The following is a 24,271-nucleotide window of genomic DNA, read 5'->3' as shown; positions in this document are numbered from 1 at the left end:
TGCCGGGTGATGATTTCCTTGCGGCCAAGCCCGGCCGTCCGTCCTTTCCCTGGGTGGTAACACCTGTTACCATTGGGGTATGGCGAAGACGCAGATCGGTGCACGGGTGGACGAGGACATCGCGGAACTCGCTAGGCAACGCGCCGCTGACCTCGGACTGAGCGTGGGTGACTATCTGACCCGCCTCGTGCAGGAGGACACCAGCGGTCTGCGCGCCCGGGCCGTGGACGCAGCAGCCCGCTTCCTCGCCGAACACCAAGGCGTCTTCGACGAGGCCGAGGACGCCCAGCAGACTCAGGTAGCGCGCGCCGCCTGATGGAACTGCACATCGACGTCCCCTGGATCCTGCAAGTCGCAGAAATCGCCGGAGCGGGCGATCCGGCCCCCGACGATTACGGCGTGCCTCTCGCCGCCGTCGCGCGCCACCGCGCCGAGTTCTTCGAGCAGCCCGTCTACGGCAGCCCCTACGCCAAGGCCGCCGCCCTCGTACATACTCTGGGTCGCTGCCGCTGGCTCGAGCGCTCCAACATGGCCGTTGCCGCCGCCTGCGGCGTCATGTACCTCGAAGCCTCAGGCATCGCGGTCAAACCGACGCGCAGCGACGCCATGGCTCTACGCGACCTCCTTCTCGACCCCGGTTGCACCGCCGCCAAGATTGCTGAACTGCTGCGCACCTGGCCCTCCGTCACATGAGACGCGTGCCGGATTCGGTGACCGTGCGCTGCTGCAGGGGGCGGCCCGCCAGCAGGCGCGCGAAGGTGACGGTTTCGGGATAGGTGATCAGGCCGCGGGCGGCTACCTTCCACCAGCCGGGATGAGCGTCGTCGGGACGCGTAGCCCCGAGGCGGGCCGGTCACTGCTGTTCCTCGTCCGGACAGGGCTGTTCCCACCAGGATCCGGTGACGGCGCGAGCGACGTCAAAGGCCCGGGCCGCGGCGGGGTAGCTGCGCAGCAGCCAATATGCCGCTGCTGAGTTCGGACGACTTCGGGGCACTGGCCGAGCGGCACGGGCAAGCCGGTGGTGCCGGGCAGGAACATCAGCCAGTACCGGTGTCGGCCGCGGACGCGCTCCTCAGGAGCCAGGTAGCGCCGGACGGGTACGCGGCGTAGCACCGCTGCCTGAACACGGCAGAGCACGGAAACGCGGGCGCGGGCCTGGGCGTTGAGGTGGATCTCGCTGTCCGGGTGGAGCATCCCGGCGACGCTGCGCCGGCCGTCGGTCTCGGTGATGGCGGCGAGCAGGTCGCGCAGACCGAGGTGGTAGCGGGCGGCAAGCCGGACCAGGAATGCCTCCAACATCTCGCCACCTTCGGCCTGACCCTAAAGGGCTGTCCCGTAACTGTTGGTCGTCACTGATGGCGCTTCATGAAAACGGCCATCCCCTGCTTGGACTGGCCTCAGCGTTGCTCGCCCTGATCCCCCACATGGACGAGGGCTGTGAGACGTTGCGGCGGCCGCGGATTTGACCACGTGGCAGCGGCCTGCACGCGAAATTCTCTGGTCTGTAGGCCCCTTGGGGTGATCGGATAGGCGCATGAGTCTTCCTCGTACCGGGGTGGCCGAGGTTGTCGTGCCAGTCCTCGTCCGTGACCTGACGCCCACTGATCTGCCGGCCTGTGCGTGGTCCGGCTCGACCGCCCATCTGATGCAGGTGGAACGGGAGGTGGTGCGCGCGGCAGCGGGGGATGTGGACTATCTGGCGCTGTGCACCCCGGCCGATGTTCCGGTGGCGATCGGAGGCATCGACTACCAGGTCACGGCCAGCGTAGGCACACTCTGGCAGCTCGCGGTACTCCCGGCCCTGCAGTCGTGTGGTCTGGGCACCATGCTCATCCGGGCCGCGGAGGATCGCATCAGGTCACGCGGCCTGCACAGGGCCGAGCTCGCGGTGGAGGAGAGCAATCCACGGGCCAGGGCCCTGTACGAGCGACTGGGCTACCTGGCCCACGGTCGTCGACCTGATGCCTGGGACGTCCAGGCGCCGGACGGCTCACTGCTCCGGCACGAGACCATGTGCACGCTGATGCACAAGCACTTGTCGTAGGAAGGGCGCCGCGTGGTGATGGAAGTGTGGGCACCGATCTTTTCACTCGCAGGCGTCGCCCTCGGCGGCGGCCTGACGGCGCTCTCCCAGCGCGCCGCTCAGCGCTCCGCCGAGCGGCTGGAGGAACGCCGCCAGGCAGCGGCCACCAGCGAGGCGCGCCGGGCAGAGCAGATGCAGGCGATCAAGGACTTCATCGCCTGCGCCCAGGATGCCGAACGGGCGGCCTATAGCCGTCCCGAGGCTTGGGGCGATGACGAAGACTGGAACAGTACTGCTTCGGGTGTCATGACCAGGCTTTGGATCGCTGAACGGCACCTCGTGCTGCTCAGCGACGCGGACCTGCACGCCCCTGTGCACACATTCGGTCGGGCACTCAACCAGGCGGTGTGGCGAGAGATCGGCGACGTCGAGGTCAACGAGCACCTCGAGGAACACAAGATCGCCTTCATGGCCGCAGCACGCGCGAGCCTCGCATCCCCGTGAGTCCAACCAAATTGGTGGGACCCCTCCGTTAGGAGCCGCCAAGGCGAGCGGCCTCCGACGCCCGTCTCGAAACCCTGAGCAGTTGGGGTAGGAAGAGCGACACTGGCCGGATTTCACAGGTTCCCTTGATCACTGGAGAGCGACGCGCAGGTCCCGGATGTACCACTGGAACCGTGTGCCGTCCTTGCTGTGCGACTGGTTGCCGGGGGTGAATCCTGCCCGCCGCGCGACTGCGGCGGATGCGGGATTCTCCGGCTCCACCTGGATCACCGCCTCCTCCCCACCCCCGCTGGCCGCGTACTGGGACGCCAGGAGGACCGCCCGGGTAGCCAGTCCACGCCCCCTCCATGACGGATAGAGGCCGTAGGCAACGTTCACCTGGCCGGGAGCCAAGCCCTCTCCTGTGAACCGCAGGTCGGTCGTCCCCGCGAGCACCTTGTCGGCGCCTACCCGGATTCCAAAAGCGCGGAGCGGCCCGGCCGTGTCCCACTGTTCCCGACAGTGCCGGAAGTACGCTTCCACGCCCTCACGCGTGCCGGGACCACCGTTGAGCCAGCGAACCAGCAGCTCATCCTCCCCCGTGAGATGTGCCTCCACATCGTCCAGGCGCAACGGCGACAGAGTGATGACCCCGTCGGACAGCTCTATTTCATGCATCCACCGATTCTTGACGGCGAAGCTGCGTCGCGCCATCGGATTGCCGAGGGACGTCGTCAGAGCTGCTCCCACACAGGAGACGATCTTGGTGTGGCTGGTGTGATCACGGCGTCAGAGCCGTCTTGGATAGCCCCGTTCACTGGGCTGAGTCCGCGCTGCTTCGGCAAACTACTGACCGCACTGCGGCGTGAAGGCGCGGACACGGTCCGCAGAGGGCGACCGTGGAGCCTGTCGTTCGAGGATCGGGTCCTGCTGGTCACTGCGTACTGGCGCACCAACCTGACGCTGCGGCAGCTCGCCCCCCTGTTCGGTATCTCAAAATCAGCGGCCGGCCGCATCATCGACCACCTCGCGCCTGCACTCGCACACCAGCGCCGTAAGTGGTTCCGCAGGGACACCGTGCTGATCGTGAACGGCACCCTGGTCCCCACCCGCGACCATGCCGTCGCCGAGCGGTCGAAGAATTACCGGTACTCCACCAACCACCAAGTCGTCATCGACGCTGACACCTGCCTCGTCGTCGCCGTCGGCCGGCCAGTTCCGGGCAACCGCAACGACTGCAAGGCGTGGGAGCTGTCTGGCGCCAAAGCAGCCGTCGGCCGGACGACGGTGATCGCGGACGGTGGCTACCGAGGCACCGGCCTGGTCATCCCACACCGCCGCAAGAAAGGCCAGGCCGAACTTATGGCTTGGAAGGAGGAACACAACACCTCCCACCGCCAGGTCCGCGCCCGAGTCGATCACGTCTTCGCCCGAATGAAGGGCTGGAAGATCCTGCGCGACTGCCGCCTGAAAGGCGACGGTGTTCACCACGCCATGCTGGGCATCGCCCGTCTGCACAACCTCGCCCGCGCCGGATGAGCGAGCATGCCGCCACATCACGCGGTCACGTACGGGCCGACTCAGAGATCATTTATGGGACAACCCTTTAAGACAGGGCAAGGCGGCATCACGTCGACCAGTGGCTCGCCGTGAGATTGAAGTCGCACAGGTGGATTCCCCCGTGCCACCGAGACGGCCCCTGCATTGGTCGGTGGCGCGAAGAACACGCCGAGGCGGATCGTGCGGAAGGTGGCCAGGCTGCACGCCGGGCTGGCGGAGCTGGCGGGCGAGCCGACCGCCGACGGGGTGGCGCTGTCGCTGTCGCCGTTCGAGGACGACTACGGGAGCAGGTCGCCGCTTGGCACGGAGAAAGTACACGTCACACGGCTGGCCCCCTGTTGTGGCGCGGACGGTCCCGTGCCTCGAGCGTGGTCCGGGCAGGGCAACGACGCCCCGGCCGAGCTCACAGAACGGATCCTCATGCCCGTCCAAGTGCACAACCATGCAATACCCCACAAGTCCACCGTCCCCGGCGCGAACGAGGGGAATCAGGTCAAGCTCTTCGTGCGGGAGCGCGACGGCACGCCCCCCGGCCACCTTGATGAGCGCACGGCCGTCCTGATGCTCCACGGCCGGAGCATTCCTGTGCTCCCGGGCTTTGATCTCGAGTACAAGTCGTACAGCTGGGCCAATGCGCTGGCGCAGGCCGGTTACGACGTCTTCATGATGGACCTCCAGGGCTCCGGGCTGTCGCCGCGGCCGAAGATGGACGACCCTCGCAACGTCAACCCCGCCCAGCAGCACCTTCTGAAGCCGAGACCTCCAGGTTTCACGCCAGGCCCGCCGAACTATCCGTTCCAGCTGACCAACTCGAACAGCGACCGGGACGAGCTGAACACCGTCGTCGAGTGGATCATTCGCGAGCGCAAGGTGAAGAAGGTCGCCTTCATCGGCTGGTCTGCGGCCGCGTTCACGATGGGGCCGTACGCGGTCAAGAACCCCGGAAAGGTGTCGAGCCTGTTCTTGCTGGCGCCGATCTTCCCACCCGACGGCACGTCGAACGCCCCCGCCCCGCTGCCGCGGCCCGGCTTCCCGATGTTCGTGAGCACGAAGGCGGGAACCTGGAATGGGTGGGGCAATGAGGCGCTCTGCAAGGGCCAGCGCGAACCCGCGATGGAGCACGTGGTGTGGGATGCGATCATGCAAAGCGATCCGGTTGGCAGCACGTGGGGGACGGAAGGTGAAGGGCTCAACCGCATCAGAAACTTCGTCCGGTGGGGCTGGAACAAGACCACCGCGGCGCAGGGCGGCGTCCTTGGCGGCAGCGTGCCGGTCCTCATCGCGTACGGGGAACACGACAGGCAGGTAAACACGTCCAGCGAAGATCCGGAGCTCAACTTTTCGGTCCCCGCGCTCTACAACGCCATCGCGGGCGACCACAAGCTGATGGTCAAGCTGGACTGCGCCGGGCATTCGGTGGTGTGGGAGATGCAGCACAAGAACGTGCACAACCTCTCAAAGCACTGGCTCAAGCATCTGAAGGTCGACGGCAAGACCCAGGGCATCTTCAACATGGACACCAACGGCGAGATCAGCCCGGCTCCGTAGGACAGCCGAGCCCCGGCCGGGAACCGTCGGGGCTCCAGGGTTCGAACACCAGCCCCGCGTCGTCGTCAGGGCGTGCCACAACCAGCGAAGACAGTCACGACGAACGCAGCGTACGGCGCATCATCGGCATCTCCGAACGTGACGGACCATTGACGGGGCACGTAAAGGATTTGGATCACCCTAAGAGCTCGTAACACGATCACGAGCAGGCTCGCCTCGCAACGATGCGTACGCCAAGCGGGCTGGAGTCGGCTATCTGGGCTACGCAGCTGAGGAAGGTCCCCTGGGGAGAGCGTCTTCAGGTCAAAGGGGTGGCCCAGGCTTCGGCACGCCAGGTCGGCAGTTCCTTGTCCAGCCATTCCTCGACGGTCCTCCGCCAGGGATCCGAGGGATCGCTTTCGGCGACGTCCGCCCAGGCGTCCTCCGCCATGTCGGGGTCGATGAACAGGCTGTCGAGGTAGGCGTCGAAGTTGTCAGCGGCTTTCGTGAAGACGTGGTCGCCCAGATACTCCGGCCAGGCGATGGCGTGGACGAACGCATGGAGTTGGCCATGAGTGGCCGGGTTCAGGTCCAGGAAGAGGACGTCGCTGCCGCCGTTGCGGGCAATGGGCAGAAGGCCGGTCAGCGGCACGTTCTCGGCAAGCCACCCGTCGCGACTGTGCCGGTACTCGCCCAGGAGCGTGCCCCAGCCGTACTCACCGGCTTCGTCACGGCCCAACTGATAGAGGCTGTCGAAGCTCTGGACCGGTTCTGGTGCACAAGCCGGGAGGCGGACCGAGTGATCCGGTCTCTCCCCGCCGGCGGCTGTCAGGAAGGAGCGGTACGTGGGTGGCAGGGGTAGCCCGACTTCCCGTTCAAGTGCAGTGCACTCGCCTGGGTCGAATGGTCTGAACTGTCCGCCTACCAGGCGACCTCTGTACCAACGCGAGAGCTCCTCTGACACGGGACGGATTGTCGCATGTGGCCGCGGTCTCGAGGGCTGCTCCCCCTTCATCGATAGCCGTCCTCAGAGCTCGTGACGCGATCGTGGGCCGGTCTTCTTGAGACGTCTCCAGCAGATGAGGCTGCAGGCGAGGGAGACGAAGGCGTCGTGGAGTTCGTTGCGGCGTTCCCAGCGGATGGCGAGGCGTTTGAACTGGTGGAGGAGGGCGAAGGTTTGCTCGACGACGTAGCGGAGCTTGCCCAGGCCCTTGATGTTCGGGGAGCCCTTGCGGGAGATGACCGGCAGGATCCGGCGCTTGCGCAGTCCGCGGCGATTGGGGTTGGAGTCGTAGCCCTTGTCTCCGAGGAGCGCCTCGGGGCGGCGGCGGGTGCCCGGGCGGCCGGCGACGGGCGGGACACCGTCGACCAGGGCGAGGGTCTGGGTGACGTCGTTGACGTTGGCCGCGGTGGTGATGACCTTGCGCGGGGTGCCGCGTCCGTCGCAGATCAGATGGTGTTTGCTGCCCGTCTTCCGTCGGTCGACCGGCGACGGACCGGTGTCGGCTCCCCCTTTTCGCGCGGACGTGGGAACCGTCGACGCACGCCCTGGACCAGTCCAGCTCGCCGGCCGCGTGCAGCTTGGCGAGGAGAATCCGGTGCAGCTGCGCGAAGAATCCGGCCTGCTGCCATCGCTCGAGGCGCCGCCAGCAGGTCTGCCCCGAGCCGAACCCCAGCTCAAGAACTGGCGAGTCCTGGCTTGGCATTACATCCGCCGGGACAATCTCACTGACACCATCCGGGCCACAGCCGGACTGCAATCCAACGATCGAGCAACCCAACACAACGAAAAACTCGCACTGCCCGCCGCGCAGACTTGATCACAACACCAGCCGCAACCCCGGCACGACCTCACGCTGATCACGCACGAGGTCGATAGGGCGTGTATCAAATGTACTTACTCGTCGAGTATGTCCCGCCACGGGATGCCGGTGCGGACCCGGAAGCGTTTGCCGTCAATCAGCTGCCGCCTGGTCCATATCGGCGGCCGTCCCGACTTCTTGCCTTTCGGCAACAACAACTCCAACGCTGCCCATTGCCGGTCCGTCAGGTCTCCGCGTGCAACGAACGAGATCATCTGACGCTCGGGATTCACTTTCGACGGACGTCAGAGCAGGACCAGAGGGTCTCCGGCCCGCACCTGTCCTGGTGACACGACCATGGCAAGCCCATCCAACCGCATGTCGTGGGCTTTCGTGATGGCTCGCAATACCAGCGGGGAGTGGGGGAGGTCCTGCTGAGCCTCGTTGGTCATCACGCATCGCTCACTCGATCGCACGAACTCAATGCACACCGCGTCGCCGATCCGTGCCTTGCTCCCGAACCACTCGTCCTCCACGAAGGGAGGGGTGCCTGGCGGTGTGCGTACCAGGAAGTTCGGCCGGAAGCGTCGCTCATCTACGGGAACATCGGGCACCGCCGAACGCACCCAGTCAAGGGTGGCAGTGGTCAACACGCTGATGGGCAGCTGGTCGAAGTGAGAGATTGCCCCCTCGCGGGCTACCTCGACGTCCTCGCGACCGAGGTAGCGACGAAGGTAAGAACTCGGGTCCGGTACCACCGCGCCTCGCGGGTCCAGCAGTTCAGGCACACCAACGTCATCCACGTAGCGGGAACGCAGATGCAGCAGGCCCGGCATCCTACGGAAGCGACGAGTGTTCTTCCCCGAGCCGAACTTGCCCTGAGCGTCGCGCACCGCAAAGAGACGGTCGCCGATTATCCCCCTCGCCTCTATCTCCGCCCGGTGGAGCGACTCGCCCCCTGTCGACTTGATCGGATACCGCCAGATCCGTTCGATCACGCCCACCTCGATCATCACCCGGATGAGGCTACAAGAGCGAGGGCGTACCCACTTTCGATACACCCCCAGAGCCCTTCGTCCGCATCACGCCGCACGCTGTCGTCGCCACAGGCCCGAGGCGACGCCCCGCTCAGGGCTTCTCGCCGCGCGCGTACGGGCCGAGGAGTTCTCGGAACGCGGCGTCGCCGGGGGGCTTGAATTCCTCGGTGTCCGCGCCGCGTTCGACGAAGGGCGTGCAGGTCGCCGAGGTGCGGCCGGCCATGCGGTGGGTGCCGAGCAGGCGGCCGGTACGGGCCTCCAGGACCCGTACCTCATACCGGCCTTCGTAATGGGAGATCTCCCGGCCCGCTTCGAGGGGCGACTCGTACCGGCACTCCTTGAGGAGCTTGCCCAGCCCCTCGTACCGGGCGCAGGCGACGACCTGCACCCGCTCGGGCAGCGGCGTGAACGGATCGGCGCGGTCGTAACCGCCGCGGCCCTCGAACTGGTGCAGCAGGCCGTTGACATGGACGACCAGGGGGCGGGGTCCCGACGCCGACACGCGTGCCGCGCGGGGGACCGGACGGCTCCCCTCCTCCTGGCACAGGCCGCCGAACGAAAACAGGTCGAGGCGCGTCTCTGCTGGGCTTTCCGGCACCGGGGCCGTCGGGGTGACCGGCCGCCCGGAGGACCCGGGGGCAACGGAGAAGGCCGGGGTGGGGGCGGATCCACCGGTATCGCCGTCGCCGCCCGAGGGCCGTCCCAGCAGCCCGATCAGGGCCGCGGCCCCCGCCAAGGCCACCACCCCGGCCCCGTAGCGCGCCCGTCCAGCCACCCCGTCCCCCCCCTTCCGGCCAACCGCCCGCCGATCCGCCCTCTCCCGTGCGCCGGTGGCCGGAGGCGGTGGGACTACCGTAGCCGCTCGGCGCGGACCGCCTGCCGGATCCGGCGGACGGCCGGAGGACCGGTTCACCGCCATCCGGGACAGGTTCACCAGCCCGCAGCGCGAACGCGGAGATCTCCTCCACCGCTCCGTCGCAGCCGCACCGGCCGGTCGTCCGCGACGTGGTCGCACCCGACGTCGCCGTGCGGACCGTCCATGTGCCACACGTGCCACACGTGCCGCAGACGGCCGTCGACGGCGAAGCCGGGACTTCTCCGTACAGTTCGCGTATCAGCGCCGTGTGCATAGACACGCCACCTCCAAGAGCCACCCGACACCTCGCCCGGAAGTGCGCACCGGCAGAGCAGAACGCGGTCCTCCTCGTCCCAGGACGGTCGCGCGTACCGGGTGCCGTAGTTTCAGCGGCACATGGCTGAACTCCACTCATTGTCCGCTCGGGTGGAGACAGGCCGCGGGTGTCGGGCGGTGGTCAACCGCTGTGCTTGAAGCCCTTACCCGTGCGGTCGAGCGGGTCGACAGGCAGGGAGAGGAAGCGGGCCCGCAACGCGTCCCACGCGTCGAGCCGGGTGAAGTCGGGGGCGTCGAGAAGTTCCTGGCGGTCGGTGAGGAAGGGGTTGGGCAGCAGGACGGTCATCATCTGCTCGTCGCGGCCGTTGAACAGGCGGGCTCCCCAACTGACGGGAGCGCCGTCGGAGCCGATGCTGCGGTAGAGCTCGGCGCGGGAACAGCGACGGATGCGGCCGAGTTCGGGGCCGGAGGCGGTGTGCTCGCCGACGCTACAAGGAGAGATCTGCCTCGGCCGGGGCAGCTGCGTGCGACTCGCCAGGGAGGAAGGTCACTTGGGGCGCGCCCGTGCGCGGGTGGATGGTGACCTCGCTCGTCACGCCGTACACCCCGGCCAGGAGTTGGGGCGTGAGGATGTCGGCGGGCGGGCCCGAGGCGGTGACCTTGCCGTCGCACAGCACGTAGAGGCGGTCGCAGTAGTACGCGGCGAGGTTGAGGTCGTGCAGGGCCACCAGGACCGTCGCGGGCAGCCGCCGCAAGGCGCCGAGGATCTCCAACTGGTGGCGGATGTCCAGGTGGTTGGTCGGTTCGTCCAGGACGAGGAGGGACGGCTGCTGGGCGAGGGCGCGGGCGATGAGCACGCGCTGGCGTTCGCCGCCGGAGAGCTGGTCGAAGGGGCGGTGGGCCAGGTCGGTGGCGTCCACCGCGGCGAGCGCCGACTTGATCAGGGCGGCGTCTTCGGGGGTGTCCCCGTCGAGTAGCCGTTTGTGCGGGGTGCGGCCCATCGCCACGACCTCACGCACCGAGAGGTCGAAGTCAAAGCCCGACTCCTGCACTACCGCTGCCACCGTCCGGGCGAGTTGCCGTACGGGCAGCGACCAGGCGTCGGTGCCGTCGACACTCACCTGGCCGGTCGTGGGTCGCAGGACGCGGTAGACGGCGCGCAGCAGGCTGGACTTGCCGCTGCCGTTCGGTCCGACGAGTCCGATAACCTCGCCGGGGCGGGCAGTCAGGGAGACGTCCTCGACCAGGTGGTGGGCGTCGGCGGTGAGGGTGACGCTGTCGATGACGAGTTCGGTCGCGATCATGCCTCTCCTCGGTCGGTGGTCCGCCGGGCGTCACGACGCATCAGCCACAGGAAGAACGGGCCGCCGCACAGTGCCGTCAGCACGCCGACGGGTATCTCCATGGGCGCGGCGACGACACGTGCGGCGATGTCGGCCCAGATGAGGAAGACCGCCCCGCCGAGCGCTGCCGTCGGCAGGACGCGGCGGTGGTCGCCGCCGACGAAGAGGCGGACGATGTGCGGCAGCATCAGGCCGACGAAGCCGATCGGTCCGGTCGCGGCGACCAGGATGCCGGTGACGAGGGAGAGCAGGACGAACATGCGGGCGCGGAAGCGGGCGACGTCCAGCCCCATCGTGGTCGCGGCTTCCTCGCCGGCGAGCAGCAGGTTCAGGTTGCGGGCCTGCACCATGAGGACGCCGATACCGAGGAGCAGGGCCGCGCTGGGCAGCCACAGTGTGTCCCAGTTGACGCCGCCGAGGCCGCCGAGGGTCCAGGCGAGGACCGCGCGGGCCTCGTTGCCCCTGTCGGTGGTGAGCAGCAGCAGGTCCAGTACGGCGGTGAGAACCGCGGCGATGGCCACACCGGACAGGACCAGTCGCGTGGAGGTGATCCGGCCGCCGGTGCGGGCGGTGGCGTAGACGAGCAGCAGCGCACCGAGCGCGCCCGCGAACGCGGCGACCGACAGCGACACCGGCCCGAACCAGGTCACCCCGAACACGATCACCGTGACGGCGCCCAGGGACGCACCGGAGGAGACGCCGAGCAGGTAAGGCTCCGCGAGCGGGTTGCGGATCAATGCCTGCAGCGCGGTGCCCACCACGGCGAGCCCGGCGCCGGCCACCGCGCCGAGGAGCACGCGTGGCGCCCGTACGTCCAGCACGATGGTCTCCCGTGCCCCGGACCAGTCCGGGGTCGCCCGGTCGGCGCCCAGCGCGTGCGTCACGATGCCCATACCTGTCCGGGTGGCACCTGCACCGAGCCGATGGCCAGACCCGCCGTGGCTGAAATCACCAGCAGGACGGTCAGGACGACGAGCGTGACGGTGAGACCTGCCGGTCCCGCCCGCCTGTCGTCCTGTTGCCGGCGTCGCACGGCCGGCTCGGCGCCGGTGTCGGCGACCGAGGCCGTCACTCGAAGCTCTCGGGGTGGATGCCGCGGGCCAGGTCCTCCACCGCGTATGCGGACCGCACGCCGACCAGGGTGGCGGTCAGCGGAAGGACGACGAACCGCTTGTTCTTGATGGCGGGTACGTCCTTGAGGGCGGGCTGGGAAAGCAGGAACTTCTTCTTCTGCTCGACGCTGCCGGCTCCGGCGTAGTCGTAGACGGCGATGACCTCCGGCCTGCGCGCCACGACCTGCTCCCAGGAGACGTCGCCGAAGACGTCGTCGAGGTCGGCGAAGACGTTCCTGCCGCCGGCCAGCCCGATCAGTTCGGTGCCCAGGCTTTTGCCGCCGGCTGTGAAGGCGGTCTTGTCGCCGCTGTCGTACACGAAGACAGGCAGCTCGGGCTTCCCCTTGACGGCCGTCGCGGGCTTGTCGACCCGTGCCTGGAGGTCGGACACCAGTTTGTCGGCCCGGTCGGGCACGCCGAAGATCTGGCCGATGGTGCGGATCTCGTCGTAGGTGTCCTTCATCGTCACCCGCTTCTTGCCGCAGTATTCGCGGTTGAGGTGGGTGGCGATGCCGGCGTCGGTGAACGCCTTGCGGGAGCGGCCTTCGTTCTCGGCGAAGGCGCTGCCGTAGCCGCCGTAGACGAGGTCCGGTTCCGCATCGAGGACGGTCTCGAAGGACGGCTCCTTCTTTGCCAGTTCCGGGACGGACTCGTAATCCTCCTCGAGTTCGGGCAGGACGTCGGAGTCGGGGAAGGCGGTGCCGGCCATGCGGTCCTTCAGACCGAGGGCGAGCATGAGTTCTGCCGGGTGCTGGTGGATGGTGACCACTCGTGACGGTGGCTTCTCATACGTCGTCCTCACACCGCAGTTGTCGATGGTGACGGGGAAGCCCTTGGTCGACGATGCCGTGGCCTTCGGGTCCTGGGCGGTGTCCGGCGACGAGCCGCAGCCCGTGGTGAGCAGGGCGGCCGACAGGACGAGAGCCGCGGCCGTGGCGCGCAGGCAGTGGCGCCTGAGGGCAGGGATGAACAGCGGGGGACGGGACGTGCCGTCGTACACGTAAAGCCTCCTGGGGAGTCCGCGCTCCTCGGAACGGGCCCGCGACAGGCCAGTGTCCTGACTCCCGGATCGACGCTCCCCTTGCCTTCCCGCGCGGCGCGCAGTGGCATGTAGAAGGGTGCACTCCCCGGTCACAGTGGCGGGACCGTGCCGGATTCGCACCGGCTTCCTGTCTCCCGTCGCGGCGATGACCCGGTGATACTACGTTCCGCCGAGCTCAGGTCAAAGGGCGTGCGTACTCGCGCGCACGCTCCCCGCGCCCACCGTCACGCCTCGCGGACCGCCCGCAGGACCAGCCGCTCGGCGTTCTCGTCGTAGGGGCGGCCGTCGAATCCGCCGAAGACTTCCACCCGGCCGAACCCTGCCTCCTCCACCATCCGCCGCAGCTCCACCGCGCTGTAGGCGAACCACACCAAGGTTGCCCGCGTCACCCGGTCGCCCCGAACCAGTACCCAGTCGCTGCGCAGCCTCGCCCAGTCGTCCAGCACGGTGTCGGTCTGCACCATCAGGTCGTCGCCGCGCTGCACCACCTTCGGCGGGGTGACCCTGCGGGCCAGCAGTTCCTTGCCGGCGAGGTCCAGAACGAGCGTGCCGCCGGGTGCCAGACAGGAGTACATGGTGCGCAGCACCCGCGCGTTGTCGGCGGGATCCTCGAAGTACCCGAACGAGGTGAACATGTTGAGGACGACGTCGAAGCCGCCCGGCGCCTCGTACTCGCGTGCGTCGGCCCGCACATACGTGACCTGGGCGCCGGCGTCGGCCGATCGCTTCCGCGCCCGGTCCAGCATGGCCGGGCTCAGGTCCACTCCCGTCACGTCGTTGCCCCGGCGGGCGAGCGGCACGGTGAACACACCGGGTCCGCAGCACAGGTCCAACACGCGGGCGCCGGGCGGGAAGGACAGCAGGGGAGAGGTGTCGAGCAGTTCCTCGGCCTGCGCGTGGCGTTGCTCGGAGAAGAGGAAGTCGTGGAACTCGGTCCAGAAGTCATCGTCCTGGAATCCGCCCGTCTGTGTCATGTGGTCCCAGTGCTCCTTCGTCGTCATGGTGCGGGTGGGGGTGTTGCGGCGTGCGATCGCGCAGCGCCAGCAGTACCGGGGGCAGGACCAGGCACTGTGCGGCGGCCAGCAACCAGAACCAGCCGGTGTTCCCCGCCTGTTCGGTGAGGCCGTAGAACTGCCCGCCCAGTACTCCGCCGGCGCAGGCGCCGAGCCCCGCGGCCAGCCGCTGCTGGCCGAAGACCACGGCGTCCGAGCGGGGGCTGCGGCGCAGCGCCTCCAGGTCGTTCTTGAGGAACAGGACGATGTCGCCCAGGGTGATCAGCGCCCCGCCCGCCAGCAGCGCGGGCCGGGTGCCGATCGCCAGGACGGCCATTCCGGCCGCCAGGCCCATGAAGCCGACTGCGAGGGCCGTCGCGTAGGGCATACGCCGGATCAGGCCGGAGGCGAGGGGCTGTACGACGATGACCAGCGTGAAGCAGAGCAGCAGGACCAGACTGTAGAACGTGCTGGAGGCCCGCTCGACGGCGTACACCGCCAGGAAGTGCTGGAAGTGGAAGTAGACGTAGAACGCCAACGCGGTGGCGGCGAACGGCAGGACCGCCACCCCGGCCAGCAAGCCCTGCTCGGTCGCCTGCCCGCCAGGCTGCTCCCGTCCGCCCGCGGGGGGAGGCGCGCGTGGCCCGCGGTGACCAGGACGAACAGGGCCGTGACGGCCAGGAACAGCCAGCCGGGCGAGGACAGCACGAACGGCCCGGCGACCAGCGGCCCCACTGCCATACCCGCGTTGAGGGCCGCGTTGCCCGCCGACAGGAACGCCGGGCGGCGTTCGTCGTCCACGCCGTGCACGAGGTACGCCTTGTTGGCGGGCAGATACAGTGCGGCGCCGCAGCACGTCAGAATCAGCGCCCCGACGGCCAACGGCGGCCAGCGCAGGGCCAGCAGGAAACCGATGAATCCGGCGGTGCGGACGATCAGAGCCCACAGCATCGTGCGGCGCAGCCCGATCCGGTCCGCCAGGGCCCCGCCCACGATCCCTCCGGAGAACTGCACGAGGGACGCCACGGCCAGCACGACGCCGACTGTGCCGAGCCCCATCCCGAGCCGTTCGTGCAGGAACACCGACATGAAGGGCAGGACCATGAAGCTGCCGAGCGGGATCAGGAACGAGCTGAGCAGCAGGAAGCGCGGCGGCCCGTCGAGCGTGGACAACGCGGCCGGCAAGTCCTTCCCGCCTGCCGTGCTTTCACCCACCGGACGCCTCGCGGTCGGCGGCCCCGGGCAGCGGGAACGGCTCGGTGAGCACCCGTACGGCGTTGGCGGCGGCCACCGCGTGATGGGTGGCCAGTTCGGCGGTCTCTCCCTCCGCGTAGACGATGCCCGCGTAACCGCGGCTGTCGGCCAGGTGCTCGACAGCGTCGCCGGCAGATCTGACCGGGTACCAGGCCGGCGACCCCGGCATGTCCGCCAGGCGGTCCAGCCCGGCGACCCCGGTGAACACCCCGGGCGCGGCCGGGTAGCCCAGGACGAAGGCGACGGCCGGACCGCCGGGCAGGTCCGCGTCCATCAGGCTGGGACGGCGGCCGAGGGCCGTCTCGATCACCGCCTCGTACACGTTGACGCCGAGTGCCCGGCACATGCCTTCGCCTACCAGGGCGCCCCCGATCCGGGGGTTGATCTCGACGACCTCCGGGCCGCCGGTGGTCAGGACGAACTCCACGTGTGCGAAACGGTCGGTGTAGCCGATGGCCCCGAGCACCTCACCGAGCCACCGCTCCAGCGTGGCCCGCCGGGCCTCGGGGAAGGCCACGGGATACGCGGTGATCTCCTCCCGGAAGTGCGGCTCCGGTGACATCAGCCGGCTGGAGACACCCAGTAGCCGCGTCCGGCCCGCCCAGGTGAGGGTCTCGGCGCTGTACACCGGCCCGCTGAAGTACGGCTCCGCGAACAGCCGCCCTTTCAGGTTGCGTCGGGTTGCCTCGTCCAGGGCGGCTTCCAGCTCCGGCTCGTCGCGGACCAGCCAGACGTTCTGGCTTCCGGTACCCGCCGTGTCCTTCAGGACGGCGGGCATACCGACCTCCTTGGGCAGCAGCTCCCGCAGGTCCGTGCCAGGGCCGAGGGCCTCCACGGCGCGCCCGCGCGTCAGCCCGGCTTCGTGCAGGCGGTTGCGTACGGCGGCCTTGTCCCGGGTCAGTCGCAGTACGTCGGGCTCGAGCCCGGGCAGGCCGAGCCGGGCCGTGAGTTCGGCGCCGACCAGCGTCCAGGTGTCGGTGGAGCTGATGAGGCCGCGTAGTCCGGGCGTGTGGTGCAGCAGGTCCGCCACCCTCTCCGCGTCGAAGGTGTCGATCTGCACGATGTCGAGGGCGTCGGCAGGAAGCCGTGCCAGCTCGTACGTGTAGTAGGAGGGGTCGCGCGTGAGCAGCACCAGCCGCTCACCCAGCGCGTCGGCGGCGCGCACCGAGCGGCCGAGTCCGAAGGTGAGCGACTCCAGGCAGACGACGGTCATGCCGCTCGCTCCTTCCCGTGGGCCGGTCGGGCGGTGCGCCGCCAGGACATCGTGGACCAGGGCATGGTCATCTCCTCGGGTGCGGATACCTCGACGGGTTTCAAGGCGGCGGGGTCCAGGGCCTCCGTGTGCCGGGCGAAGACGCGCTCGACATAGCGGTGTCCGGTGTCGGCGCCGATCACCAGGTGCAGCCGGTCGGGGTGACGGCGGGCCTCGTACGCCGCGGCCAGGTATCCGGCGCCGGTGGACAGCCCGGTGAAGACGGCGTGCTCGCGGAGCAGTGCGATCGTGCCGGACATGGCGTGGGTGAAGTCCAGCCAGTGCAGGGTGTCGTAGAGGTGGTGGCGCACGTTGTCGAAGACGATCGACGACCCGATGCCGGCGATGATCGCCTCGGGGTCGTGGTGGTCCTGGCTGCCGAAGGTGACGCTCCCGAAGGGCTGCACCCCCACCAGCCGCACGGAGGAGTCCGTGGCACGGAGCCGCTCCACGAGGCCGCCCGTCGAGGCTCCGGAGCCCACGCCTCCGACGACGGTCAGCGCGGCCTGGGGAAACGTGGTCGTGATCCGGTCGGCGACCTCGTGGTAGCCGAGGTAGTGGATGTCGTCGTGGTACTGGCGCATCCAGTGCCAGTCGGGGTGATCGGCGAGGATCTCCTTCACCCGCCGCACGCGTAACTCCTGGTCCAGTTTCAGGTTCTTCGAGGGCCTGACCTGTTCCACGGTGGCGCCGAGGATCTCCAGCTGGGCGCGCGTGGTGGTGTCCACGGTGGTGGACGCGACGATGTGACAGCGCATGCCGTAGCGGTGGCAGGCCAGCGCAAGGGCGTAGGCGTAGATGCCGCTCGAGCTGTCGATCAGGGTCTGTCCCTGACGGACCGTGCCCCGCTCCAGCAGGTGACGGACGGCGGCGAGCGCCGAGTAGATCTTCATCGACTCGAACCGGAGCAGAACGACGCCGTCGGCCAGCCGGACGAGATCGGGAACCTTCAGGGCGTCGGCGATGTGAGGGTGGATCACCCGTAGCCTCCTTGGGCGAATGAGCACTGGTGGCCGAGCGAGCGGAAGAAAGCGGAGATGTCAGATTTGACGTCGGCGCCGGGGCGGCAGGAAAAGAGGAAGCCGATCAGGCAGCCCGTGTGGGCAACGAAGACACCCTCGGCGCCGAGCCGTTCGCGGTGGGCGAGCAGGCTGTCGAACGTCGCCTTGGGCAGCACCTCCTGGGACAGGGCGGCGCTGGTGGTGGCCGCTCGTGCGACGGCGGCCGGATCACCGGAGGCGAAGCCCTTCAACAGGTCGGTCAGGCAGCGCTCGTACTCCTCCCCGTGCCGCCGGTAGTGCTCCAGCAACAGGTCGGTGACGGCGGCGGTGTCCACCGTCCCCGGTTCGGTGATGTAAGCGGTGTGGAAACCGATGTCCGTGCCCAGCCGCCGGATCACCCGGTGACGGCCGCTGAGATGGAGCGCGAACTCGTCGAGGAAGACGCTGTCGGCCCGCTCGATCGCGGCCAGGATGCCGACGACAACGTCCGGGTCGTACGGCAGGGCGAAGGTCCGGAACAGGCAGCGCAGGGTCGCCACGATGTCGGCGGTCGAACTGGCCATCCCCACGCCCACGCGCAGGTCGGAGTGGGTGTCGAAGCGGCCAGGCGGCAGTGTCAGCCCGAAGTGCTCCAGGAAGAGCCCGGCCGCCGTCGCGGACTTCTCCCCGAGGGGCAGTCGGTTCGGCGCATCCGTCCCCGGAGTGAAGTGCACCCAGGAATGGCGGTCCACCGGAAAGGACACCACGGCGATGTCCGGTTCGGTGCTCTCCCGCAGAGGGCCCTGGTACAGCTCGCCCAGAGTGCCGTGGCAGACGCCGGACACAGTGCCGTTCGGCGGGTGCCGCGCCTCGCGGGCTTCCCCGGCGAGCGTCAGCACCGCCCGGTCCACTCCGCCGAACCACAGGCCGGCCGGCTCCCGGCACGGATGACGGGGACTCGTGTGGTCACGGACACGTCTTCCTCCTGGTCCCGAGCCCCGAACCGCGACCGGGAAGGAGGGACGGCGCAGCGACGCCGTGCAGCCGTCCGTACCGCCAACCCAGTCCTCGAGGTCACCGTGCACAGCCCGCACGTCAGATGCGGGCGCAGTGGCAGGTCTTCGGACTCGTGGGCTCGCTCACCGGAGAACCGGCGGGCGCCTACCGGCCGTCGCTTCCCCGGCCCCGGATACAGGCCCAGTGCTGTTGACGGCGTTCGTTCCCACTCACCGCTGCGGGACAGTCCCGGATTCCCACCGGGTTCCCTCTTGCGTCGCGCCACCTATGGTCCGGTCGGACTGGAGGCACGAACCGACTGCACGCATCAGCGTAGGGTGGCTCGCGCTTCTGCGGCAGGGGCCCATCGACGGTTGTCCGGATGTGAGCGGTTCGCTGGTGGGGCCAGGCACCATCTGTGCTGCAGCCCTGCCGGCTGCAGCAACCGCGCCGGCCGGATACCGCCTCGGTAAATCCGGTCACCTCGGCCACACTTGTACCTCTCACCACACCTGCGCACCGCCTGTCGGCGGCCAGCGCCCGAAAGGCCCAGGATGCTCCCAGAGACGACGTCGGAGGATGACGGAACCACCGCGCCGCCCGCCTGCGACCGGCGCCCGGCCGACCGTGTCGCCCTGCGTTCCGATCTGCGGGCCGCGGTGCCCGACGCGGGTGCGGCGGTTGGGGTCACGGCGGCCGTCTTCGCGTTCCTGTACGTGCGGATGGAATCAGGTGACTCGGCGACGGTCGCGGTCATGCCCTTCATGGACGACCCCGGCACATACTGGATGTACCTGCTGAGCCAGGCGTTCGGATGGTCGGGGCTGCTGTGGGCGTGGGGCACGGTGATGCTGGGCCTGATGCTGTCGGGGCGGCGCCCGACCCGGTTGCCGGTCTCCCGGCAGGTTCTGGAGCGCTGGCACCGGACCACGAGCCTGACCACGATGGCTCTGATGTTCGCGCATGCCCTGATGTTCGCGGCCGAACTCGTTCGCTACGAGGCCCAATTGGCATGGGCCGAACGGCTGTGGGCGGGCTTCGCGGACACGTTCGTGCCCGGCTGGTACGACTCCGGGACCGGCCGGATCGCCATCCCCCTCGGCCAGGGAGCCCTGTATCTGGCCATTCCGCTCGGGCTCCTGTTCTACGTACGGCACCGCATCGGCGCGAACACCTGGCGCCGGCTGCACCGTTTCGTGATCGTCGTGTACGTACTGAGCGTCTGGCACACCCTGCTGTACGGGACCAATGTCTGGTACGGCGAGTGGCCGCGCACGGTGCTGTGGCTGCTGCAACTCCCCGTCGCGATCCTGTTGTTGCTGCGCCTGCTGCGGCCCGCCCGGCGGTCCGGGCAACTGGGCCCACTGAAGCGGCGCGAGGGCCTGTCGCTGCCGGGCTGGGCGGTGCGGGCCGTCGGTCGGGCAGCCGCCGGGGCCGTGGTGGTGGGTCTGCTCGTCGTGGTGGCGTCCGGCCATGACGGGGGCCGGGAACGGCCGGCCGAGCCGCCCTCGACGAGCCCACACGCTCACGAGCCGGAGTGATCCACGGCGACTGGCGGTGCCGGTCCGGCTCACGGCCCCTGGGCACGGCCACCCGCGTGCGGGCGAGCGGTTGATGTCATGATGACCGACGACAGGGCGACGGCGGTCCGAGGAAGCCGGTGCGAATCCGGCGCGGTCCCGCCACTGTGATCGGTGAGCTGATCCCCTAGGCCGGGGCCCGGCCGGTGTGGCTGGGGCTGGTCAACGACCCGGCAGCGACGGAGGACATCACCGCCTGGGTTCGGGCAGGCGGCCCGGGCATTGCCCCCCGGCCGGAGATCCTGGACCTGTATGCCTTCACCCCACCGAGCCGCCGCACGGCTCCCTGAACGGCGCGGATCGGCACGGCTCACAGAGGCAGCGGGACGAGCCCGCGGTCGGGATGGCGCGGGCCCAGCCCTGGCGAGGTAGAAGGCCGTTCCCCGGGGCGCCTGGACGGACGTGCGCAGCCAGGAGCCGCCCTCGGTGACCGCCGCCAGTAGGCTTCCGGCGAGCCCGCTGCCGTGCCCGCCTGGCCGGACGGCGAGTTCGTCCACCTCGAAGGCGTCCCACAGCCAGTCGTTCGTCCGTCGAGCACCGAGACCCGCGGCGGCCTTTCGGATGGCAGCGGTCCGTGGGGAAGGGCGGGAGAGTGGCCCACCCGCTGGCGAAGCCGAGCACGACCCGGCCGGCGAAGGCCGGCGCGTCGGTGAATCCGGGGCGCCGCGCGTCATGGCGGAGGCGCTCGGTGAACTCGGCGGCCTTCGCCTCGTCCTCGTTCCATGGCGGCGCGCTGAAGGCGTCGACATAGACCGAGCGCAGGGCGTCGGAGTGGGCGAGGACATCGCGGCGGCCACGGCCATCTACGGCTGGTGAGCTCGTACGGGGGCCGGTGCTGATGATCGGCGGCGCGCTGGAGCAGATGCGCACTATGCCCTCACTACGCAGATATTGTGCGGAGTGTGATCGAGTCTGGACGGCCGCGGCTCCGTAGGCGCCCCGGACCGGGGAGACTTGTGCGGCTGTCACCGGTCATCCTGACCGTCGTCATCGCCAGCCTGGCATACGCCACGCCACGGGAGTGGGCCTTCAGCCGCCTCCTGCCCGCGGCGCCGGCCCTCGCCGCCGCCATGTGGCCGGTGCTCCCCACGGTCCTGCTCGGGACGGTCTGCCTCCTTCTGATGATCGGGCTCAGCCTCGTCTTCCCCGATCTGGGGACGTGGTGGACGGCTGCGGGAATCATCGCGGTGACCGTGGCCGCGGCGTACGGAAGCCATGTCCGGCTCCAGCGGGAGCGCACACTCTTCCAGGTACGACTCGTCGCCGAAGCGGCGCAGCAGGTGGTGCTGAGCCCTATGCCACGCCGCTTCGGCAGCATCGAGGTCGAGTCGCTGTATCTCGCTGCCGCGGCGGAGGCCCGCATCGGTGGGGATTTCTACGAGGTGGTCGACACGCCATACGGGGTCCGATTGCTCATCGGTGACGTGCGGGGCAAGGGCCTGCCGGCAGTGGGGGCGGCCGCGGCGATCGTCAACGCCTTCCGGGAGGCGGCCTACGGCGAGGCCGACATGGTCAGCGTCGCGCGCAGGCTTGACGCCAGCAGTACCCGTTACAACGCCGCCTTTCCCCCCGAGGGGCCGATGGAGCGCTTCGCCACGGCCCTTCTGGTCGAGATCCCGCACGAGGGCAGCCGTATCGACGTCCTCAACTGCGGACACCCCCCGCCGCTGCTCCTGAACCGCGGGAAGCTCCGTGTCCTCGAGTCGGCCACCCCCTCGCCACTGCTCAGCCTCGCGGAGCTGATCGGTGATCAGTACATCGTCGACACCTTCGACTTCGCCCCCGACGACCTGCTGCTTGTTTATACCGACGGGATCGCCGAGGCCCGCGCCCGCGACGGCGAGTTCTTCCCGCTGGCAGCTTGGATGCGTCGACAGCCCCCGACACCGCCCCGCCAGCTGCTCACGGCCCTTCACCGCGATCTTCTCCGTTACACCAGAGGAAGCCTTGACGACGACGTCGCCGCCCTCGCCGTACGCCTGTGCGAGCCCTGAAACGCGGAGTCCTCGGTGTATTGCCTTGAGAGGTTGGGACGCGGCCGGCGGGTGGTTGGCCCTTCAGTGCGGTGTGTCCGCGGTGGTGATTGTAGGCGTGCAGCCAGCCGGGGAAAGTCTCGCGTCGTTCCTGCCCTGAGCGGTAGGGGCGGGCGTATGCCCACTCGTCGAGCAGGGTGTGGTTGCAGCGTTCGACCTTCACAGAGATCGCTGGGCTGCGTGGCTGCGTCTGCTCGGCTACCCCAACCCGCTGGTCGGCGACGTGGCCAGCGTGACGTCGTCACCACCTACGGTGGCACCGGCTCGAAAGCTGTCACCATGCTGCTCGATCGGGAGAACGCCGACCTGCCCACTGGGACGGCGCGAGCCGCCTGGACAGATCGCGCCGGTTTCGAGCAGGGACGGAGCCGCCGGAACCAAGGTGCCCTCCGAACCTCCTGAGACCTCTCAGATGGCGCGCATCACGGCGGCGACCTTGCCGAGGACCCGCCTCGCCCGCGGCCAGGGGGCGAAACTTGTCTTCGTGGGGGCTGAGCCAGGCCGCCCGGTCGCGTACGTGCGCCGCAGGAGTGCTGTCGTGCGCCCCCGCGTACCCGGATGAGCGGCTGGTCGGTGGGCACCTCGTTCTTGCAGAGCGGCGCAGTACTACGGCTGTGACCTGCGGGGGACAGGGAACGGCTCTGTGTCTTCCAGCGCGGGGTCGGGTGGGCGGTCGTCGTTCGGCGTGCTGCCGGACAGGTAGCGGAAGGAGTCGGCGTGGTGGGGGCTCAGCGGGTTCAGCGGGCGGGCGGTGGTGTGCCGTGGTTGGGTCACGTGACCAGGATGGTGCGTGATCCCCTCACCTTTCTCAGCTCCCTGCGGGGAGGGCCGGCGGTGGTGAGGGTGCAGCTCGCGGGCCGTTCCGTGTATGTGGTCAACGCGGCGGAGGCAGCCCACCAGGTGCTGGTGTCGTCGGTGTTCGACAAGGGCGGGCCGTTCATGGACACGGCGCGGATCCTGGTCGGCAATGGTGTGATCACGTGCACCAACGCCGACCACCGGCGTCAGCAGCCGGTGATGCGGCCTGCGTTCCACCGTGACCAGGTGGCCCGGTATGCCATGGTGATGGGTGACTGCGTCGCGCAGACGGTCAGCGGGTGGCGTGAGGGTGAGCGGATCGACGTGGAAGCCCGCATGTACGGGCTGGCGGCCCAGGTGGTGGGGCGGACCTTGATCTCGGCCCCGGCCGGCCGCCAGGCAGCGGGCACCATGGCAGCAGCCCTGCCTGTGCTCCTGGAGGGCATGTTCCGCCAGATGCTCCTGCCCTGGCCGCTGCTGCACCGTCTTCCGCTGCCGGCCAACCGCCGCTTCCATCGGGCACAGGCTCGCCTGGACCTGGCCGTTCGTCACGTGATCGCGCAGTACCGGGCCGGTGAGGCGCCGGGGGACGACGTTTTGTCCCTGGTGATGGCCGCTGCCGACGACGACGGCCGCCCACTTGACGACACGGAGGTACGGGATCAGATCCTGTCGGTGCTGGCCGCGGGCGTGGAGACCACCGCCTCCCTGCTCGCCTGGACCCTCCACGCCCTGGCCGACCACCCGGACGTCGAGCGCAGGCTGTGGGCCGAGCTGGATCGCGAGCTCGCCGGAAACGCCCCAGTCTTCGCCGACATCGGCCGCCTGTCCTACACCCGGCAGGTCCTCATCGAGGTGCTGCGGCTGTGGCCGCCCACCTGGATGCTCAGCCGCATCTCGCTGGGGGAGACCGTGCTCGCCGATTTCACCGTGCCCGCAGGCGCGGATGTGATCGTCTCCCCCTACGCCCTGCAACGCGACCCCGGCGTCTTCCCCGACCCGGAGCGTCTCGACCCGGACCGCTGGCTGCCCGAACGCATCACCCCTGCCCAGCGCCAGGCATTCACGGCCTTCGGCGGCGGGCGCCGCAAGTGTCTGGGCGAGCAGTACGGCATGACGGAGACCGTCCTCGCCCTCGCCACGATCAGCAGCCGCTGGCAACTGGGCAAGGCCAGCGCCGCACCATTGCGGCCCCTGCCCCGCTTCCTCCTCACCCCCAAAGCCGGCCCACTGGTGGCAACCCGCCGCACGGCTGCGGCCGACGGTCGCCGGACCGGCGGAAGGCAGCGATGACAACTCCCAGCCCCGCAGAAGACGGTGCCCAC

General features: G+C 69.2%; 27 protein-coding genes, 2 pseudogenes and 3 riboswitches. Of the genes and pseudogenes, 10 read left to right on the top strand and 19 right to left on the bottom strand.

The window, feature by feature from the left end; genetic code table 11:
• Window positions 1-79: 79 nt before the first annotated feature.
• Together GLX30_RS03485 and GLX30_RS03480 are read left to right on the top strand one after the other, a co-directional pair.
• Window positions 80-316 carry a hypothetical protein gene (locus GLX30_RS03485; protein ID WP_159683355.1) on the top strand — a complete coding sequence of 79 codons (237 nt, stop codon included), beginning with the start codon at window positions 80-82 and terminating at the stop codon, window positions 314-316.
• Complete coding sequence (locus tag GLX30_RS03480; RefSeq protein ID WP_159683352.1) at window positions 316-693, top strand: fic family toxin-antitoxin system, toxin component; 378 nt, start codon at window positions 316-318, stop codon at window positions 691-693. The genes GLX30_RS03485 and GLX30_RS03480 overlap by 1 nt, the downstream gene beginning before the upstream one ends.
• 102 nt (window positions 694-795) lie before the next feature.
• On the opposite strand, the gene GLX30_RS03475 is transcribed toward GLX30_RS03480, so the two are convergent.
• Entirely contained in the window at window positions 796-1,299 is a 504-nt protein-coding gene (locus GLX30_RS03475) for a hypothetical protein (protein ID WP_159683349.1), read from the bottom strand.
• A gap of 235 nt (window positions 1,300-1,534) precedes the next feature.
• Between GLX30_RS03475 and GLX30_RS03470 the strand changes: the two genes are divergently transcribed.
• Both GLX30_RS03470 and GLX30_RS03465 read left to right on the top strand, forming a co-directional pair.
• Complete coding sequence (locus GLX30_RS03470; protein ID WP_159683346.1) at window positions 1,535-2,044, top strand: GNAT family N-acetyltransferase; 510 nt, start codon at window positions 1,535-1,537, stop codon at window positions 2,042-2,044.
• Window positions 2,045-2,056: 12 nt separating this feature from the next.
• A complete protein-coding gene (locus GLX30_RS03465; RefSeq protein ID WP_159683343.1) occupies window positions 2,057-2,527 on the top strand; it encodes a hypothetical protein in 471 nt (156 codons plus the stop codon).
• A gap of 129 nt (window positions 2,528-2,656) precedes the next feature.
• Here the strand turns inward: GLX30_RS03465 and GLX30_RS03460 are convergent, their stop codons facing one another.
• Complete coding sequence (locus GLX30_RS03460) at window positions 2,657-3,256, bottom strand: GNAT family N-acetyltransferase (RefSeq protein WP_244257991.1); 600 nt, start codon at window positions 3,254-3,256, stop codon at window positions 2,657-2,659.
• Between the two features lie 18 nt (window positions 3,257-3,274).
• Here GLX30_RS03460 and GLX30_RS03455 point away from each other — a divergent pair, with 18 nt between their 5' ends.
• Window positions 3,275-4,045 (top strand): transposase, encoded by a 771-nt coding sequence (locus GLX30_RS03455; RefSeq protein ID WP_159683340.1) that lies wholly within the window; start codon window positions 3,275-3,277, stop codon window positions 4,043-4,045.
• A 525-nt stretch (window positions 4,046-4,570) separates the two neighbouring features.
• Entirely contained in the window at window positions 4,571-5,614 is a 1,044-nt protein-coding gene (locus tag GLX30_RS03450) for an alpha/beta fold hydrolase (RefSeq protein WP_159694839.1), read from the top strand.
• A gap of 298 nt (window positions 5,615-5,912) precedes the next feature.
• Here GLX30_RS03450 and GLX30_RS03445 read toward each other — a convergent pair whose 3' ends face one another.
• The 15 genes and pseudogenes from GLX30_RS03445 to GLX30_RS03380 all read right to left on the bottom strand — a co-directional run bounded on the left by GLX30_RS03445 (window position 5,913) and on the right by GLX30_RS03380 (window position 18,438).
• Entirely contained in the window at window positions 5,913-6,608 is a 696-nt protein-coding gene (locus GLX30_RS03445; protein ID WP_159683337.1) for an SMI1/KNR4 family protein, read from the bottom strand.
• Window positions 6,609-6,620: 12 nt separating this feature from the next.
• The gene (locus GLX30_RS03440; protein WP_159683335.1) at window positions 6,621-7,274 is read right to left on the bottom strand and encodes an IS5 family transposase; all 654 of its coding nucleotides are present in this window, start codon (window positions 7,272-7,274) and stop codon (window positions 6,621-6,623) included.
• A 216-nt stretch (window positions 7,275-7,490) separates the two neighbouring features.
• A complete protein-coding gene (locus GLX30_RS03435) occupies window positions 7,491-7,670 on the bottom strand; it encodes a transposase (protein WP_244257990.1) in 180 nt (59 codons plus the stop codon).
• A gap of 30 nt (window positions 7,671-7,700) precedes the next feature.
• Window positions 7,701-8,408 carry an MOSC N-terminal beta barrel domain-containing protein gene (locus GLX30_RS03430; RefSeq protein WP_159694838.1) on the bottom strand — a complete coding sequence of 236 codons (708 nt, stop codon included), beginning with the start codon at window positions 8,406-8,408 and terminating at the stop codon, window positions 7,701-7,703.
• A 115-nt stretch (window positions 8,409-8,523) separates the two neighbouring features.
• Window positions 8,524-9,207 (bottom strand): hypothetical protein, encoded by a 684-nt coding sequence (locus GLX30_RS03425; protein WP_244257989.1) that lies wholly within the window; start codon window positions 9,205-9,207, stop codon window positions 8,524-8,526.
• Window positions 9,208-9,745: 538 nt separating this feature from the next.
• Window positions 9,746-9,913, bottom strand: a complete 168-nt coding sequence (locus GLX30_RS34965) for a hypothetical protein (protein WP_244257988.1) — start codon at window positions 9,911-9,913, stop codon at window positions 9,746-9,748.
• A gap of 139 nt (window positions 9,914-10,052) precedes the next feature.
• A complete protein-coding gene (locus GLX30_RS03415; RefSeq protein ID WP_159683333.1) occupies window positions 10,053-10,868 on the bottom strand; it encodes an ABC transporter ATP-binding protein in 816 nt (271 codons plus the stop codon).
• A pseudogene (locus GLX30_RS03410) lies at window positions 10,865-11,940 on the bottom strand (iron ABC transporter permease). Before GLX30_RS03410 ends, GLX30_RS03415 begins: the two are co-directional and overlap by 4 nt.
• A gap of 35 nt (window positions 11,941-11,975) precedes the next feature.
• The gene (locus tag GLX30_RS03405) at window positions 11,976-13,019 is read right to left on the bottom strand and encodes an ABC transporter substrate-binding protein (protein ID WP_159683331.1); all 1,044 of its coding nucleotides are present in this window, start codon (window positions 13,017-13,019) and stop codon (window positions 11,976-11,978) included.
• A 29-nt stretch (window positions 13,020-13,048) separates the two neighbouring features.
• Window positions 13,049-13,230: riboswitch (cobalamin riboswitch) on the bottom strand.
• Between the two features lie 55 nt (window positions 13,231-13,285).
• Window positions 13,286-14,035 (bottom strand): class I SAM-dependent methyltransferase, encoded by a 750-nt coding sequence (locus tag GLX30_RS03400; protein ID WP_159683329.1) that lies wholly within the window; start codon window positions 14,033-14,035, stop codon window positions 13,286-13,288.
• Window positions 14,004-14,441: a hypothetical protein gene (locus GLX30_RS34960; protein WP_244257987.1), complete on the bottom strand. Its 438-nt coding sequence runs from the start codon at window positions 14,439-14,441 to the stop codon at window positions 14,004-14,006. Before GLX30_RS34960 ends, GLX30_RS03400 begins: the two co-directional genes overlap by 32 nt.
• Before the next feature lie 8 nt (window positions 14,442-14,449).
• Window positions 14,450-15,226, bottom strand: coding sequence for an MFS transporter (locus tag GLX30_RS34955; protein WP_244257986.1), 777 nt, complete (start codon window positions 15,224-15,226; stop codon window positions 14,450-14,452).
• Window positions 15,227-15,260: 34 nt separating this feature from the next.
• A complete protein-coding gene (locus GLX30_RS03390) occupies window positions 15,261-16,520 on the bottom strand; it encodes an ATP-grasp domain-containing protein (protein ID WP_159683328.1) in 1,260 nt (419 codons plus the stop codon).
• The gene (locus GLX30_RS03385; protein WP_159683326.1) at window positions 16,517-17,539 is read right to left on the bottom strand and encodes a cysteine synthase family protein; all 1,023 of its coding nucleotides are present in this window, start codon (window positions 17,537-17,539) and stop codon (window positions 16,517-16,519) included. Before GLX30_RS03385 ends, GLX30_RS03390 begins: the two co-directional genes overlap by 4 nt.
• Window positions 17,536-18,438, bottom strand: a complete 903-nt coding sequence (locus GLX30_RS03380; RefSeq protein ID WP_244257985.1) for a hypothetical protein — start codon at window positions 18,436-18,438, stop codon at window positions 17,536-17,538. The genes GLX30_RS03385 and GLX30_RS03380 overlap by 4 nt, the downstream gene beginning before the upstream one ends.
• Before the next feature lie 195 nt (window positions 18,439-18,633).
• Window positions 18,634-18,837: riboswitch (cobalamin riboswitch) on the bottom strand.
• A 252-nt stretch (window positions 18,838-19,089) separates the two neighbouring features.
• Between GLX30_RS03380 and GLX30_RS03375 the strand changes: the two genes are divergently transcribed.
• The 3 genes from GLX30_RS03375 to GLX30_RS03365 all read left to right on the top strand — a co-directional run bounded on the left by GLX30_RS03375 (window position 19,090) and on the right by GLX30_RS03365 (window position 22,109).
• Complete coding sequence (locus GLX30_RS03375; protein ID WP_159683325.1) at window positions 19,090-20,076, top strand: ferric reductase-like transmembrane domain-containing protein; 987 nt, start codon at window positions 19,090-19,092, stop codon at window positions 20,074-20,076.
• Between the two features lie 111 nt (window positions 20,077-20,187).
• Window positions 20,188-20,303: riboswitch (cobalamin riboswitch) on the top strand.
• Window positions 20,304-20,787: 484 nt separating this feature from the next.
• Complete coding sequence (locus GLX30_RS36050) at window positions 20,788-20,931, top strand: hypothetical protein (protein ID WP_167306786.1); 144 nt, start codon at window positions 20,788-20,790, stop codon at window positions 20,929-20,931.
• A 140-nt stretch (window positions 20,932-21,071) separates the two neighbouring features.
• Window positions 21,072-22,109 carry a PP2C family protein-serine/threonine phosphatase gene (locus tag GLX30_RS03365; protein ID WP_159683323.1) on the top strand — a complete coding sequence of 346 codons (1,038 nt, stop codon included), beginning with the start codon at window positions 21,072-21,074 and terminating at the stop codon, window positions 22,107-22,109.
• 34 nt (window positions 22,110-22,143) lie between these two features.
• Here GLX30_RS03365 and GLX30_RS03360 read toward each other — a convergent pair.
• Together GLX30_RS03360 and GLX30_RS03355 are read right to left on the bottom strand one after the other, a co-directional pair.
• Window positions 22,144-22,341, bottom strand: a pseudogene (locus GLX30_RS03360) (integrase core domain-containing protein); the annotation flags it as partial.
• Window positions 22,342-22,754: 413 nt separating this feature from the next.
• Window positions 22,755-22,922, bottom strand: coding sequence for a hypothetical protein (locus GLX30_RS03355; protein ID WP_159683321.1), 168 nt, complete (start codon window positions 22,920-22,922; stop codon window positions 22,755-22,757).
• Between the two features lie 9 nt (window positions 22,923-22,931).
• Between GLX30_RS03355 and GLX30_RS03350 the strand changes: the two genes are divergently transcribed.
• On the top strand, window positions 22,932-24,239 hold the full coding sequence (locus tag GLX30_RS03350; protein WP_244258413.1) for a cytochrome P450: 1,308 nt from the start codon (window positions 22,932-22,934) through the stop codon (window positions 24,237-24,239).
• Window positions 24,240-24,271 lie beyond the last annotated feature (32 nt).

Source organism: Streptomyces sp. Tu 2975 (assembly GCF_009832925.1).
In the GTDB taxonomy this organism is placed as follows: domain Bacteria; phylum Actinomycetota; class Actinomycetes; order Streptomycetales; family Streptomycetaceae; genus Streptomyces.
This window is presented reverse-complemented; position numbering and strand designations above follow the sequence as displayed.

Excerpts from the sequence above, each read along its gene's own strand:
- GLX30_RS36050 (WP_167306786.1), top strand. The coding sequence starts at position 20,788 with ATGGCGGAGGCGCTCGGTGAACTCGGCGGCCTTCGCCTCGTCCTCGTT.
- GLX30_RS03390 (WP_159683328.1), bottom strand. The coding sequence starts at position 16,520 with ATGACCGTCGTCTGCCTGGAGTCGCTCACCTTCGGACTCGGCCGCTCG.
- GLX30_RS03375 (WP_159683325.1), top strand. The coding sequence starts at position 19,090 with ATGCTCCCAGAGACGACGTCGGAGGATGACGGAACCACCGCGCCGCCC.
- GLX30_RS03445 (WP_159683337.1), bottom strand. The coding sequence starts at position 6,608 with ATGAAGGGGGAGCAGCCCTCGAGACCGCGGCCACATGCGACAATCCGT.
- GLX30_RS34965 (WP_244257988.1), bottom strand. The coding sequence starts at position 9,913 with ATGATGACCGTCCTGCTGCCCAACCCCTTCCTCACCGACCGCCAGGAA.
- GLX30_RS03415 (WP_159683333.1), bottom strand. The coding sequence starts at position 10,868 with ATGATCGCGACCGAACTCGTCATCGACAGCGTCACCCTCACCGCCGAC.
- GLX30_RS03470 (WP_159683346.1), top strand. The coding sequence starts at position 1,535 with ATGAGTCTTCCTCGTACCGGGGTGGCCGAGGTTGTCGTGCCAGTCCTC.
- GLX30_RS03435 (WP_244257990.1), bottom strand. The coding sequence starts at position 7,670 with ATGATCTCGTTCGTTGCACGCGGAGACCTGACGGACCGGCAATGGGCA.
- GLX30_RS03400 (WP_159683329.1), bottom strand. The coding sequence starts at position 14,035 with ATGACACAGACGGGCGGATTCCAGGACGATGACTTCTGGACCGAGTTC.
- GLX30_RS34960 (WP_244257987.1), bottom strand. The coding sequence starts at position 14,441 with ATGCCCTACGCGACGGCCCTCGCAGTCGGCTTCATGGGCCTGGCGGCC.
- GLX30_RS03485 (WP_159683355.1), top strand. The coding sequence starts at position 80 with ATGGCGAAGACGCAGATCGGTGCACGGGTGGACGAGGACATCGCGGAA.
- GLX30_RS03430 (WP_159694838.1), bottom strand. The coding sequence starts at position 8,408 with ATGATCGAGGTGGGCGTGATCGAACGGATCTGGCGGTATCCGATCAAG.
- GLX30_RS03350 (WP_244258413.1), top strand. The coding sequence starts at position 22,932 with ATGGTGCGTGATCCCCTCACCTTTCTCAGCTCCCTGCGGGGAGGGCCG.
- GLX30_RS03475 (WP_159683349.1), bottom strand. The coding sequence starts at position 1,299 with ATGTTGGAGGCATTCCTGGTCCGGCTTGCCGCCCGCTACCACCTCGGT.
- GLX30_RS03480 (WP_159683352.1), top strand. The coding sequence starts at position 316 with ATGGAACTGCACATCGACGTCCCCTGGATCCTGCAAGTCGCAGAAATC.